Origin of the sequence: Dehalobacter sp. MCB1, assembly GCF_003590275.1 — a bacterium.
In the GTDB taxonomy this organism is placed as follows: Bacteria; Bacillota; Desulfitobacteriia; order Desulfitobacteriales; family Syntrophobotulaceae; genus Dehalobacter.
Window position 1 is genome coordinate 30,144 of record NZ_LXPC01000006.1, and the last position, 13,982, is coordinate 44,125.

Annotated in this window: 11 protein-coding genes; all 11 read left to right on the forward strand. The window is 44.7% G+C overall.

All coding sequences use genetic code 11. From position 1 onward, the window contains the following. The first annotated feature begins 551 nt into the window (after nt 1-551). The 11 genes from cobD (at nt 552) to A7K50_RS03870 (ending at nt 13,959) form a co-directional block, all read left to right on the forward strand. Complete coding sequence (cobD, locus tag A7K50_RS03820) at nt 552-1,637, forward strand: threonine-phosphate decarboxylase CobD (RefSeq protein WP_119774684.1); 1,086 nt, start codon at nt 552-554, stop codon at nt 1,635-1,637. Beyond that, nucleotides 1,612-2,733, forward strand: coding sequence for an alkaline phosphatase family protein (locus tag A7K50_RS03825; RefSeq protein ID WP_026156570.1), 1,122 nt, complete (start codon nt 1,612-1,614; stop codon nt 2,731-2,733). Before cobD ends, A7K50_RS03825 begins: the two co-directional genes overlap by 26 nt. A 37-nt stretch (nt 2,734-2,770) precedes the next feature. Then, entirely contained in the window at nt 2,771-4,282 is a 1,512-nt protein-coding gene (locus A7K50_RS03830; protein WP_020492739.1) for a cobyric acid synthase, read from the forward strand. A 3-nt stretch (nt 4,283-4,285) separates the two neighbouring features. Beyond that, nucleotides 4,286-4,813, forward strand: coding sequence for a cob(I)yrinic acid a,c-diamide adenosyltransferase (locus A7K50_RS03835; protein ID WP_020492738.1), 528 nt, complete (start codon nt 4,286-4,288; stop codon nt 4,811-4,813). 867 nt (nt 4,814-5,680) lie between these two features. Continuing rightward, entirely contained in the window at nt 5,681-6,646 is a 966-nt protein-coding gene (locus A7K50_RS03840) for a cytochrome b/b6 domain-containing protein (RefSeq protein ID WP_020492737.1), read from the forward strand. Nucleotides 6,647-7,161: 515 nt separating this feature from the next. Beyond that, complete coding sequence (locus tag A7K50_RS03845) at nt 7,162-7,740, forward strand: TetR/AcrR family transcriptional regulator (protein ID WP_026156569.1); 579 nt, start codon at nt 7,162-7,164, stop codon at nt 7,738-7,740. Nucleotides 7,741-7,744: 4 nt separating this feature from the next. Further along, complete coding sequence (locus tag A7K50_RS03850; protein ID WP_243103630.1) at nt 7,745-9,856, forward strand: MMPL family transporter; 2,112 nt, start codon at nt 7,745-7,747, stop codon at nt 9,854-9,856. Beyond that, nucleotides 9,856-11,424, forward strand: coding sequence for a hypothetical protein (locus tag A7K50_RS03855; RefSeq protein WP_020492734.1), 1,569 nt, complete (start codon nt 9,856-9,858; stop codon nt 11,422-11,424). Before A7K50_RS03850 ends, A7K50_RS03855 begins: the two co-directional genes overlap by 1 nt. A 145-nt stretch (nt 11,425-11,569) precedes the next feature. Further along, complete coding sequence (gene hslO, locus A7K50_RS03860; RefSeq protein WP_026156568.1) at nt 11,570-12,448, forward strand: Hsp33 family molecular chaperone HslO; 879 nt, start codon at nt 11,570-11,572, stop codon at nt 12,446-12,448. A 32-nt stretch (nt 12,449-12,480) separates the two neighbouring features. Then, nucleotides 12,481-13,233: an SDR family oxidoreductase gene (locus A7K50_RS03865; protein WP_119774685.1), complete on the forward strand. Its 753-nt coding sequence runs from the start codon at nt 12,481-12,483 to the stop codon at nt 13,231-13,233. Between the two features lie 300 nt (nt 13,234-13,533). Continuing rightward, nucleotides 13,534-13,959 carry a MarR family transcriptional regulator gene (locus tag A7K50_RS03870; protein WP_243103634.1) on the forward strand — a complete coding sequence of 142 codons (426 nt, stop codon included), beginning with the start codon at nt 13,534-13,536 and terminating at the stop codon, nt 13,957-13,959. Nucleotides 13,960-13,982 lie beyond the last annotated feature (23 nt).

Genomic DNA, 13,982 nt, shown 5'->3' on the forward strand with positions numbered 1-13,982 from the left:
CCGCGCTCCGCCTCGTGCTCCGCTTAGCGCGGAACTGTGACTCCCAGACTGGTCTTAAGGGTGGGAGACTTTAGCGGCTCAAGAAGCACTATCAAGCTTAATAAGCAGGTTTACTTTGCCTTCCGTAACTAACTTTTTTATGACTTGCTCCTTGTATCATTACCTTCTAAGCATTGTTGCTTCTGAGCGCAACGCTCTACATCGTGCTTCACATGGCGGTAATTAGGATTTTAGACTTGTGCTTGCCAACAAAGTGAGGAATACCGGCTGAGACAGAATAAGGGGACTTAATGTATTTGCTATCCTTCCTGAATTTTCTACAAAACTTTCTACAGATTAGCGTCTCTTCGTAACCGACCTGACAAGCGGAACAAGGATGTGGAGCGCGGCTATTTGCGCCATGGATGGCGCAATAGCCGAAAAGGCGGTTACGAAGAGGCGCCAACCGCAGAAAAGAATCTATAGATTAGAACCTACATATTCACCCCAAGAATAATCCCAAACTTTAAACAAGCTTAGGCTACAAATACGACAGAGACAGGTGAGAGCAGATGTATCAATATATCCACGGGGGAGACATTTATTCGGTAAAAAAACTGACAGGCAGACAGGAAATTCTTGATTTTTCTTCCAATGTCAATCCACTCGGGCTGCCGGAGTCCGTGAAAGAAGCCGTAATCCGTTCGCTTGACGAATGTACGAATTATCCTGACCCGTTTTGCCGGGATCTTGTTGCGGCTCTGGCGAACTATGAGTGTACGGATCCTGAATATATCCTTGCCGCCAATGGGGCTGCAGAGATTATTTTCAGACTCGCGCTGGCTCTGAAACCGAAAAAGGCGCTGATCTTTGCTCCGACGTTTGCAGACTATGAAAAGGCGCTGCATACGGTGGATTGCTCGATAGAATATTATTTTTTACGGCCGGAGCACGATTTTGCAGCCCGTGAGGACCTGTTGGATCAGATGCGTCCAGGCCTGGACATCATGATTCTTTGTAACCCCAATAATCCTACCGGTCAATTGTGTTCACGTGCATTTTTACAGAAAGTGCTTGCCAAGAGCCAGGAAATCGGTGCAATCGTGATGATTGATGAATGCTTTATGGATTTTGTCGAAAATAAAGAACAATTTTCTGTGCAAAACTGTATTGAACAGTATGAAAATCTCGTCATCCTGAAAGCTTTTACCAAGATATTTGCGATGCCGGGTTTTAGACTTGGCTACGCTTTGACAGCCAACAAAACATTGCTCGAACAAATGAGGTCCGCCGGTCAGGACTGGAGTGTTTCAACGCCGGCCCAAACGGCCGGTATCGCTGCCTTAAAAGAAACTGCCTATCTGCAGCAGACGAAACAGCTGATTGAAACAGAAAGAAGATTTTTGATTGATGCGCTTTTGGGTCTTGGACTGAAGGTCATCGGCTCCAGAGCAAACTACATATTTTTCCGGACTCAGCGTACAGACCTATCCGAAAAGCTGATTGCGAAAGGGATTATGATCCGTCCATGCGCCAACTATGTCAATTTAAACGGTGAATATTTCAGGGTTGCTGTGAAAAACCATGAAGATAATTTGAAACTCAGCACCGTACTCAGGGATGTGATATGTGATGAAAGCAGTCATGGTCATTGTTGACGGACTTGCAGATGAAAAAATTGAAGAATTAGGCTGGCAAACCACATTTGAGGCTGCCTGTCATCCTGAACTTGATCAAATTGCCGCCGAGGGTTATACCGGCTGGTTTGATTCCTGCCCGCAGGGTTACCTGCCGGAGAGCATGCCGTGTATCCTGAATCTTTTAGGCGTTAAGCCTGCCTATTTTCCGCAAAGCAGGGCATCACTCGAACTGCTTGCTAACGGCTACTGCCTGGAGCAGGATGAAGTTGTTCTTCGCTGCAACCTTGCCGCCCTTGACAGTCACGGAAGATTAGCTTCCTTCAACGGCGGGAACTTAACCGGAGCGGAAATGCAAAAAGCAGCGAAAATAGCGGCTGATATCGATTCGAATATCAAGATATTGCATTTATCCGGGTATAGGAACCTGATCATTGTCAAAGCACAATACTTTAAAACACTGGATTGTAAGACTTATCCGCCGCATGAATTTTTGGGCGGTGATTCGGATGATTTATTAGCGGATATCTGCGCTTCGGCCCCCATACTCCAAGAATTTGTTTCGGAGGGGAGAAACAGGTTAAAATACCTAAGCAGCCAAGAGCAGCAAATGATGTTTTATCCGTGGGGAATATCCGGGAAAAGCCGTTTACCTGCATTCGCAGAATTGTATGGCAAAAAAGCAGCGGCAGTCTGCGGTACGGAAATTGCCAAAGGGATTGCTTTGGCCTTGAAGATGGATGTTCCTGATCTAGCAGAAGCTACCGGAGACACGGATACGGATCTGGCCCTTAAGGCTCAAACAGCCTGCCGTCTGTTGTCCGGTCATGATTTTGTGCTTGTGCATATCAATGGCACAGATGAAGCCGCTCACCGGCATGATTATCGGGAAAAAATTGAATTTATCGAAAGAATCGACCGGGAGTTTTTTGCCTTTCTGCGTCAGAACCTGACAGATGATACCGGGATTCTGATCTGTGCCGATCATGCGACCAGCCCTGTCAGCGGGAAGCATTCGGCCTTGGACGTTCCGTATATCCTCCGAAAAGCCGGGGAAACCTTTCCGCCGGGGGATTTGGAAGCGAATAAGGTCTTAAAGTATTTGATTTCAGAGTAAATAATAACATAACAAACAGGAAAGCGGGTGTCACACGATGGCCAAATCAATCATGGTTCAGGGAACAATGTCCAATGCCGGAAAAAGCTTGTTCACGGCAGGTCTGTGCCGTGTTTTTAAACAGGCAGGTTATAAGGTAGCCCCCTTCAAATCCCAAAATATGGCGTTGAACTCCTACATAACCAAAGAAGGGCTGGAGATGGGCAGAGCGCAGGTCGTCCAGGCAGAAGCTGCCGGGCAGGAGCCCAGTGTCCTGATGAATCCGATCCTTTTGAAACCGACAAATGATCAGGGCTCGCAGGTTATTGTCAACGGTGAAGTGTTGGGCAATATGAATGCAGCAGATTATTTTAAATATAAGACGAAGCTTATTCCCAACATTATGGCGTCCTACCAGACGCTTGACCAGAACAATGACGTTATTGTCATTGAAGGAGCAGGCAGTCCTGCAGAGATTAATTTGCAGGAGGATGATATCGTCAATATGGGGATGGCCAAAATGGCTAAAGCTCCGGTGCTGCTTGTCGCCGATATTGACAGGGGCGGCGTTTTTGCATCCATTTACGGTACGGTGATGCTTTTAAGTGAAGATGAAAGGAAAATGATCAAAGGCATTGTGATTAATAAATTTCGCGGAGATGTAGAAATCTTAAGGCCCGGGCTGCGGATGATTGAAGAAAAAGTCAATATTCCGGTCATCGGTGTCGTTCCATATCTGAATATCGACATTGAAGATGAAGATAGTTTATCCGAAAGAATTGCTGTGGACAAAACAGTGCAAGCAGTAGATATTGCAGTGATCCGGCTGCCAAGGATGTCCAATTTTACCGATTTTAACGTTTTTGAACTGATTCCCGGAGTTTCCCTGCGCTATGTGAAATCCATGGCCGAGCTGAAGAATCCGGATATGATCATCCTGCCAGGGACAAAAAATACGATGGCTGACTTGTTGTGGCTGCGTCAGAGCGGTCTGGAAGCAAAGATTAAAAAGCAGGCTGCTGACGGGGAAACCATTGTATTTGGGGTATGCGGAGGCTACCAAATGCTTGGCGAAACGCTGGAAGATCCTTTTGGCGTAGAAGAGGGTGGAAGTCTCGCAGGAATGGGTTTGTTGGATATGAAAACAATATTCTCCAAACAGAAGACCAGGACGCAGGTAGAAGGCAAGTTCAGTCAGCTTGACGGTGTTCTTGCCGGATTATCCGCGATCCGTTTTCACGGTTATGAAATTCATATGGGCGTGACAGAAACTGGGGATACCGAGCCTCTGACGCATATCGACATCGAGTCAGGCCTTCAGGTACAAAAGACAGAAGGCGTCCGGAAACGGAATATTATGGGCAGCTATGTTCATGGCATCTTTGATGAAGAAGGGGTCGCTGTAGCGATTGCCAAATGTCTGTTAAATAAAAAGGGGTTGGATTCAACCAGTCTTAAACGGTTAAGCTATAAACAGTATAAAGAGCAGCAGTATGACCGATTGGCGGATGAAATCCGGAAACACGTCGACATGGCTGCGATCGTAAATATTTTGGAGGCAGGTGTATAATCGATGAAAAAAGGTCTTATTCATATTTACTGCGGGGATGGCAAAGGAAAAACGACCGCTTCTCTCGGTCTGGCAGTGAGGTGTGCAGGCAGAGGGCGCAGGGTATTGATCGTCCAGTTCTTAAAAAGCCAGGATACTGGAGAACTACATACCCTGGAGAAAATTCCGGGGATAACATTTTTGCGCGGTGAAGAATCCTTCAGTTTCTATAATCAGGAAACAAATGAGCAGAAGGAGCAACGCAGGACCGTTTATAATAAGATCCTGCAGCAGGCGGTTTCAGCGTGCCGTGAGGGCCAAGCCGATTTGCTGATTCTTGATGAAGCAGTAGCCTCCTATAATTATGACCTGATTGACCGTGTGTTTCTGCTTGAATTTTTGCGGACGAAACCTGAAGGGCTTGAGGTTGTGCTGACCGGACGGGGGCCTGCGGAGGAGCTTCTTGATCTAGCCGACTATGTCTCTGAGATCAAGAAGGTTAAACATCCTTATGATAAAGGGATCAAAGCGCGTCTCGGCATTGAACGGTAATATTTTACAGCCTCGATTCCATCTTGACAAGAATCCGGTCTCCGCTTTATACTAAAATCAGAAAATATAATACATGATGGTTAAAAACATACAGTGTTACCTTTTGCTGACAGGTCAGGTTGGAATTCGTGGCACAGGTCAGAGGGATGTATGGGATGTTGCCGGACGGATTCAAAGCCACCTTCAGGGTTGGCTTTATTTATTCAGATTAGTTTCTCGCAAAATTCCTCAGTTTCCGTTGAGATTCGTGTTTAAGGTCCATCGATTTCCAGTTAACGTTTCAGGTTCACAAGTATGTTGTTCCGGTAAATGATTGTGTTGCCTTGACCTTAGGTTTTCACCAGGCTCCATTTCTAGACCCCATTATCCGGGTGATTCTTGAGAAAGGTGTAGAGGAAGTAGCATAAGTCCCGATTTATGATTCCACGTGTTTAGGTTAAAGTAGGTGACTCGAGTAAAATCGACTGTTTGTGTTCATGAGGAATTTTGCGGGTTATACACTTAAGGCCTCTTCGATCAATGCGAAGAGGCCGTTTATTTTGTGTGTCAACAAGAGCGTACGTTTAAGAAAGGACCTCACGGGCAAAAAACTGTCATTCAAGATTTCTACGTAAAAAAATTTGTGGTTATTAAAGCCATTATTGGCCTCGAGTAATATAGAATTTAGTGGGTAGAATCAATTTAAAATGCAATTTGCATCATTTATTACGATACCGCCTTTCGGCGGTATTATTCCTATGCAGATTGTTCATGAAATTGTCATATTTTTGCCATAAAATCAACACAGGAGCCGTATAGAATACATAGCAAGATAAGAATTATAGGATTAGAAATGATACGAATACATAACAGTTAGGTGAGGGTTGAATGAGCAGCAAATTAGTAACAAAGATTGTATTGGATATTGCGATGAGCATACTTTTTGTGTTTCTGTTGGATGCTTTTGGAACCGGATTAGCTTTTCATGAGATTGCAGGGCTATTTATTTTTGCTCTTTTTGGTATCCATATTCTGTTAAACTGGGCCTGGGTCAAAAATACAACGTTGAATCTATGGCAAAACAAGCTTAGAAACAGGACCGCAGTTTCCGTAAAGATGAAATATGCTTTAAACCTTGCAATCTTCATCAGTATTTTGATCATCGTGACTACGGGGGTATTGATATCGAAGGTTTTGTTTCCTTCGGATACGACGCATGGTGAATGGATCTATTTGATCCATAAATGGACATCGTACATCTGTCTGGGCTTCTTGATCACGCATCTGGCGATTCATGCCAGCTATTTTGTGAAATCAGTCGGCAGGATCATCATATGCCTAAAAGAGCGTAATGTCAGGAAAACACTGGTTCGCCTTGGTGCGGCGTGCCTGCTAATCGTCATGTTGTATACCCGGGTTCTTTCAACAGTTTCGACAAGCGATGAGAATCAATTAGGCAAAATTGCAGAGACCCAGATCACGACATCGCCAAGTACATCCCAAAACAGGACGGACTCCCCAATGGAAAGTCAATATAATGAAAACAGAACCTATTCGGGGGATTCAGTTTCTGACAATCGTGATAATGGAGGCAGTATTACCGGGGATATGACGATTGGCAATGATAAATCAGAAGACGCTGATGCTATTGGTTCGGCAAATGATGCCGCTACGGATGCAACTGTTGGTGATACTACCGGTCCGGAAGAAAAAATCAGTCTTGATGAATACTTGTCCCAGCTGCACTGTAACGGTTGCCATAAAAACTGCTCTCTTTTGTATCCGCAATGCGATAAGGCCCAACGGGAGATAAGGGTGGCAGAACAGGACTATCAGGAACTTTATGGGATATAAGCGAACAATAACGCTGAAGGGAAAAATATAGATTGAATTCAGGGATTGAATTCAACCGTTAAAAGCCAGGAGAAAATCCTGGTTTTTTTGATCCTTTGATTCAGGAAAAAACTTTTAACTGAAAAACTGCCATAGCTAAAGAAGGAAGACTAAACAAGAACGAAGCGAAACTAAGCAAAACGAAGTAAGGGGCCGTTGCAAACGAACGTAATCATTCGTGAGCAACAGCCCTATTTTCATACCCGAAATATAGCAAATGCAGGCTCAAAGAGCCCGTAAAGATTAGGCTATGCAATGTCTAACCAGCGCAAGCTCAAACCATAATAATTTAGCTGGCTTTTTATTTAACTTAGAGGCTGAATCTGAAGAAAACATGATGAGCAAACAAATACATATCCGGGATACGGCAACATAGAATAAGAACAGCGCAGTATAAATGAACTTATGTTTAATATTGACAACTGAATTTTGAGCGCGGTATACTAGAAAAAAGAATAATGAATGGGTGTTTATTTATGCAAGTGCCGAAAGAAGAAATCAAAAAAAGGATCATTGAGGCTGCGGAAGAGGAGTTTCTCGTCTCAGGCTACCGTCATTCCTCAATGCGGAATATTGCGCAGCAAGCCGGGATTACCGTAGGGAATATTTACTCCTATTTTTCCGGCAAGGATGACCTGCTCGATAATATTCTTCAGTCTACCATAGAACAGCTTCGGAAATTGGTATTCATTAACATATCCGATAAGAGCAACCTGTCGACGCAAAGCATTACTTATGTCACGGAAGCGATGACCAAGGTGTTTCTGGATAACAGAACGCAGTTTTTGATTCTGATGAAGAATGTTGCAGGTTCCAAATACGAAAATATAAAGGCGGAACTGATTGAGCTTGTCAAGCAGCGTCTGGAAAACGATTTGTTCCTAAGCAGTTCCAAGCCCGGCAGCGATATGTTGCTTGCCGATTCCCTGGCCGTGGCGCTTATTGAAGGTATCATCAATATTTTTAATAAGTATGGCGGGGATGAAGTACGTCTGGCCAATCTGCTGAACAAGTTCCTTTTATTGATTATTGGGGATATTCAAAAGAGGATTTAAAAGAATGGTAAAGGATGGTACGGGTATGCAGCTGCTTATAGAAAAGCTTGTGAAGTTTCTTATTGCCCATAAACGGGCGGTTTTATTGACCTATCTGGCTATTATCATCGTTAGCATTGCGCTTGTACCCAGTATTAAAGTCAACTATGATTTGGCGGAATATCTGCCGGGTCACTCCATGACCAAGCAGGCGATTACACTTGTGGACAAGGAATTTGGTTATCCGGGAACTGCTCAGGTCATGGTAGAAAATGTTTCTATCCAAGAGGCCGCGCTTGCCAAGGAAAAAATCAAAGAGGTTCCGGGTGTAAAAAACGTAATCTGGCTGGACGATGTCACAGATATCACAGTCCCTGAATCCTTTATTTCCCAGGATTATCTGGATAGTTACTACAAAGATGGTGCGGCCTTATTCCAGGTTGAATTTGCGCAGGGGGATTATGCCTCGGAAACAGGGGATGCCCTGAAGACGATCCGGGGTTCCTTAGGCGAAAAGGCTAGTATCACGGGGGAAGCTGAAGATTCAAGCCATATGCGGGAAGTACTGGCCTCGGAAATGTCCAAGATCATGATCATCGTTATTCCGCTCTGCGTCCTCATCCTGATGTTGGCATGTTACTCCTGGATAGAACCGCTGCTCTATTTAACCGTCATTGGTATTTCCGTGATTATCAATGCCGGAACGAATGCTTTTTTCCCTGACATATCCTTTATCACGAATTCAATTGCCGCGGTGCTGCAATTCGCCATTTCGATGGATTTTTCATTGTTTCTTTGCCACCGCTATCTAGAGGAAAGGGATGCCGGGGCAGCGTTTGTTCCTGCAATTATCAAAGCAGTAAAAAATACATTATCGTCTATTTCGGCGAGCGCACTGACGATTGTAGCAGGTTTTTTAGCCTTGCTGTTTATGCAGTACGGGATCGGGAAAGATCTTGGACTGGTACTGATTAAAGGAATCTGTCTGAGCTATATCAGTGTGATCATTTTGCTGCCGGTTCTGATTGCGATCTTCCACAAAACGATTGATAAAACCCGGCATAGACCACTCGTTCCCCCTTTTAAGAAGATAGGACTTGGTGCAATTAAAGTAAAATATCTGCTGTTTGCCCTGGCTGTGATCGTTATTATTCCGTCTTTCCTGGCACAAAAGAATACCGACTTTTTATATGGCAATACTTCCGGAAGTTCCAGTGAGGGAACCATTGCCGAGGAAAGAAAGAACATTGAAAGCCGCTTCGGCGTCTATAATCCTGTCGTTGTACTTATACCAAATGATGATATTTCCTCGGAAATTCAGCTGGCCGAGGAACTGAAGAAACAGAAATATATCCGCGATGTTCAGACCCTGGTTACGCTGGCAGATCCTGCTGTACCACGTTCTTTACTGCCGCAAAGCGTTAAGGATATGTTCCTGTCAGAACATTATACCCGGATGATCGTTCTGATGAACATTACCGGTGAAAAGCCCGAGACTTCCAAAGCCGTTGCCGAACTCGAGCAGTCGGTGCAGAAGTATTACCCTGACGAATGGTATGCCGCGGGGAATGCCACCAGTATTGCCGATATTAAGAATACGGTTGAACATGATACGCGTACAGTTAACCTTTTTTCAATTCTTTCCGTGGGTCTGATTATTCTACTGACCTTCCGTTCCATCTCTGTTCCGATTCTGCTGATCAGCGTTATTGAGTCTTCGATTTGGATCAACATGGGTATCCCCTATTTTCAGGGATCAAGCTTGGTGTTTATCGGCTATCTGGTGGTGAGTTCCATCCAGCTTGGCGCAACAATCGATTATGGGATCCTGATGTCCAACCGCTATCTCGAATTCAGGAAGACGCAAAAACCCAGAGATGCGGTGCTGTCTGCGTTGAATACTGCCGGGAACACAGTGATGATCTCAGCTCTGATTCTTGCCGTGGCGGGTTTTGCGGAAGGACTGCTCTCCCAGATTAAAGCAATCAGCGATATTGGAATTTTGCTGGGCAGAGGAGCTGCACTGTCGGGACTGATGGTTCTTGTTTTGCTGCCGGTGCTGCTGATGACGTTTGATAAAATCATCATGAAGACCACTTTCTCTGTGAAAGAAAGTGAGAGAGAGGAGACAATCTGATGAAAAAACCGATCGCATGCTTTCTGACTGTAATGCTGCTGATTCCTGTATTCTCTTTATCCGCATCTGCTTCAGATACGGAGAGCACGGCAAGCAACCGCAATATGGCCGTTGTCAAAGATGAGACCGTTTATGCGGACCTGAAAATGGATGGGAGTATTTCCGGTATTACAGTCGTCAATAGGATCGAAACGCCTGAGTCCGGCATTTACCTGGACTACGGTGTCTACGATTCGATTACCAACCTTTCCGGCAGTGAAGCTCCTGTACTCGCCGATGGCAAAATTTCCTGGCAGCTGCCGGCGCGGGACAAAGGCTTCTACTATCAGGGCAAACTGACGAAGGGGGAACTGCCGTTTACGTTTCGTATTACCTATCGGCTGAACGGCCATGAGGTTAAGCCCGAAGACATTGTCGGCAAAGAAGGAAGGATTGAAATCACGCTCAAAGTTCAGCCAAATGCTGAAGCCAAAGCGTATTACAGAGAAAACTATCTTTGTCAGATCCAGCTGCCGCTGGATCTGGATGAAAATACGATTCTTTCTTCATCAGGCACTTCCGCCATGATTTCCGGCAAGACCCTGACGTTGGCCTATATGGTGCTTCCGCAGAAAACTGCTCAATATACAGTGGTTTATGATACTGAAAAATTCCAGATGGCGTCCATGACGATGACCTGTTCCTATTTTGACAGTTCCAATTTCCTGAATCTTAACATGGATACCGGAAGTATAACGCAAATGTCACGCGGAGCCGGGCAAATTGTTTCCGGTACGGAGAAACTGAAGGCCGGTTTAATCGAATTGAATAAAGGCATGGCAAGTATTGCTTTGGGCTCTGCCCAACTTCAGCAGGGAGCCGGCATGATGCGTCAAGGGATTGAAGAATATTCAGCCGGAGCATCGAGTCTTGCGGCGCAGTTTAAGCAGATCAGCAGCGGTACGGTTCAGCTTTCCCAGCAGGGACAGGAACTTGCAGCCCAGTATACCAACCTTTCCTCCGGTGTAACTGCCATAATGGATCAATTAACGCCATTGCTGAATGCTCTGCCCGCTGAACAAAAGCAGGCTTATCTTCAGCAGATAGGAACCATGAAGGCTCAATTATCCCAATATGGTGCCGGCCTGTCCGGCTATACAGCAGGTGTAACCCAGTCCGCCAAGGGAATGACTGATTTCTCAACAGGTTTGGATCAATTTGCCCAGCAGGGGGCGGAATTAAAAACAGGTGCTGTGGCACTGGCCAACAGTACAGCTGCGATAACCGGCGGCTTCAATCAGCTAGTATCCAGTTCAGCGGTTTTGCCTGATCAGGTTCAAAAATTGATAGACGGGCAAAAGCAATTTAAAAACGGTATTGACGAAGCTTCCGGATTGCTGGAAACACTTTCATTTGCCAGCGGGAATGAGATAAAACCGGTATCTTTTGTGTCCTCGCAGATTTCCCCGCGAAGTATTCAGTTTGTTATCCGGACCCCGGATTTGAAAGCTGCAGCAGATGAAAAAGCCACAGTCACGGAGCCAGAAAGGCTATCGTTCTGGGAGCGTTTTATCAATCTATTTCGTTGATTTTTTTCGAAGAATATTGAACTTTCGTGCTAATTATGATCTAATAGTGACGGTGTTAAAAAAGCTTTTTCTAAGGCTGATGACAATTTCTTCAGCCTTTTGTTTGTCCTTGAAGATTAATTTAACGATGGATAAGGAGATTGAAATGAACGATTATTTGGTTAAGGCTTTGGGTTATGACGGCAAGGTACGCGCTTACGCAGCTTTGACGACGGAAACCGTCGGTGAAGCCCAGCGCAGGCATCAGACCTGGCCGACAGCATCGGCGGCACTCGGCCGGACTCTGACCGCCGGTCTAATGCTCGGGGCGATGCTCAAAGGCGATGAACAACTGACTGTCAAAATTGAAGGCAACGGCCCGTTGGGTATTATCCTGGTTGACGCCAATGCGCACGGGGAAGTCAGGGGCTATGTCACCAATCCTCAAACGCATTTGGATCTAAATCAAATAGGAAAATTAGATGTCAGCGGAGCTGTAGGTTCTGAAGGTACATTGTCTGTTGTTAAGGACCTGGGTATGCGGGATTACTTTACCGGGCAGGTCCCGTTATACTCCGGAGAAATCGGGGAAGACTTTACCTATTATCTCGTCAAATCCGAACAGATTCCTTCTTCGGTCGGACTCGGTGTCTTGGTTGCACCCGATAATACAATTCAGGCTTCCGGCGGTTTTATTATCCAGCTATTGCCCGGAACAGCTGAAGAGACTATTTCTGAAATTGAAGAACATCTTAAGACAATTACCCCGGTCTCAACGATGATTCAGCATGGGTTTACGCCGGAGGAAATGCTGGAAGAAATCTTAGGCAAAAATAATGTTCAGGTACTTGAGAAAATGCCGGTGAAATTTCGATGCCAGTGTTCCAAGGAGCGGATCGGCAACGCGATGATCAGTTTAGGCAAAGAGGAAATCGAGGAGATCATCCAAACCGATGGTCAGGCGGAAGCCCAGTGCCATTTCTGCAATGAGATGTATCTGTTTTCGCAAGAGGAGCTTGAGAAGCTGAGGGATGCCGCAAAGTAAACCATAGCGCTAGAAAGGAACACATCAAGAATATGAAAGCCTTAATTACAGGGGCCAGTTCAGGTATTGGCCGGGATATTGCCAGAGTGCTGAGCACGAAAGGGTATGATTTAATCCTGGTTGCACGGCGTCTTGACAGGCTGGAAGAATTAAAGAAGGAGCTTTCCTGTGATGTCCAGACGATCAGCCTCGATCTTGCCCAGGAGGAATCCTGTTTCCGTCTTTACGATCTGGTCAAGGATCAGGAGATCGATATGCTGATCAATAATGCGGGATTTGCTGTCTACGGCGAATTTGATCAGACGGACCTTGCCAAGGAATTGGAATTGATCCATACCAATATCAAAGCAGTTCATATCTTAATGAAGCTGTTTCTGCAGGACTTTAAGCAGCGTAACCGGGGGTATATATTAAATGTGGCTTCTTCGGCTGCCTTTTTACCCGGGCCTTTGATGGCTACTTATTATGCTTCGAAAGCCTATGTACTAAGACTGACGGAAGCTGTACATAAAGAGCTGCAAAAAACGGACAGCAAAGTGTATGTAGGAGCACTGTGTCCAGGGCCGGTCCATACCGAGTTCGAACAAAACGCCAAGATCACGTTTGGGGTAAAAGCGCTGAACAGCCCTTATGTAGCCAGGTATACGGTTGACCGAATGCTCAAACATAAAAGGGTGATTATTCCCGGGATATTGATGAAGGCTGCCTTTATCTTTACGAAGATCCTGCCACAAAAAATACTATTGCATTTTCTCTATAAACTGCAAAAAGAAAAATTTGTTTAGAAACCCTTGCTTCAAGTATATTTACCGAATATATTTACTGAATATATTTACTGAATATATTTACTGAATATATTGACTGATGCACCGCCGTTGAAATATTGTTTCAACGGATTTTTTGTTATTTTGTTATTCTTATTTTTTATTCTTATTCTTTAGATTGTACTTATCTACGCTATCAAATATTTTTATATGGATGGATTGATGAGCGTCTGTTGACAGACATAAAAAAAACGAATAAGATAGTTGTTAGCACAACAGTTGCAAGGACAACTATACATAGGGAGGTGATTCGTGTTGCTAATGAAAGACCTGTCGGTCATATTTCGGTTTAATCGCATTTATTCAATGAGAAGGTTGAGTAAATATCATTTGGGGCATTCTGAACAAGAAATTCTGATGTTTTTATCTAAAAACGGTCAGGTAAATCAAGATATGATTGCCACTTTTTTCGTCATTGACAAGGGTGCGGTTGCCAAAAGTTTAAGCAAGCTCGAAGAAAAAGGGTATGTGAATCGAACGATAAACCCTGAAAACCACCGCGAGAAAATGATAACCCTAACGCCAAGGGGATTGGAAATCATGGACAACATGCAGGAAATCCTGACTGACTGGCATACAGCCATCTATGAAGGACTTAACGAAGAAGACATCGTACAGTTCCAAAAAATAATGTCGGTCATTGCCGCCAATAGCATGAAAGCCGTCAACGAATGCGAGAGAATTTAGACCAATTAAAAATCTAAAGATGG

Excerpts from the sequence above, each read along its gene's own strand:
- A7K50_RS03865 (WP_119774685.1), top strand. The coding sequence starts at position 12,481 with ATGAAAGCCTTAATTACAGGGGCCAGTTCAGGTATTGGCCGGGATATT.
- A7K50_RS03830 (WP_020492739.1), top strand. The coding sequence starts at position 2,771 with ATGGCCAAATCAATCATGGTTCAGGGAACAATGTCCAATGCCGGAAAA.
- A7K50_RS03855 (WP_020492734.1), top strand. The coding sequence starts at position 9,856 with ATGAAAAAACCGATCGCATGCTTTCTGACTGTAATGCTGCTGATTCCT.
- A7K50_RS03850 (WP_243103630.1), top strand. The coding sequence starts at position 7,745 with ATGGTAAAGGATGGTACGGGTATGCAGCTGCTTATAGAAAAGCTTGTG.
- A7K50_RS03825 (WP_026156570.1), top strand. The coding sequence starts at position 1,612 with ATGAAAGCAGTCATGGTCATTGTTGACGGACTTGCAGATGAAAAAATT.
- A7K50_RS03835 (WP_020492738.1), top strand. The coding sequence starts at position 4,286 with ATGAAAAAAGGTCTTATTCATATTTACTGCGGGGATGGCAAAGGAAAA.
- hslO (WP_026156568.1), top strand. The coding sequence starts at position 11,570 with ATGAACGATTATTTGGTTAAGGCTTTGGGTTATGACGGCAAGGTACGC.
- A7K50_RS03870 (WP_243103634.1), top strand. The coding sequence starts at position 13,534 with ATGAAAGACCTGTCGGTCATATTTCGGTTTAATCGCATTTATTCAATG.
- A7K50_RS03845 (WP_026156569.1), top strand. The coding sequence starts at position 7,162 with ATGCAAGTGCCGAAAGAAGAAATCAAAAAAAGGATCATTGAGGCTGCG.
- cobD (WP_119774684.1), top strand. The coding sequence starts at position 552 with ATGTATCAATATATCCACGGGGGAGACATTTATTCGGTAAAAAAACTG.
- A7K50_RS03840 (WP_020492737.1), top strand. The coding sequence starts at position 5,681 with ATGAGCAGCAAATTAGTAACAAAGATTGTATTGGATATTGCGATGAGC.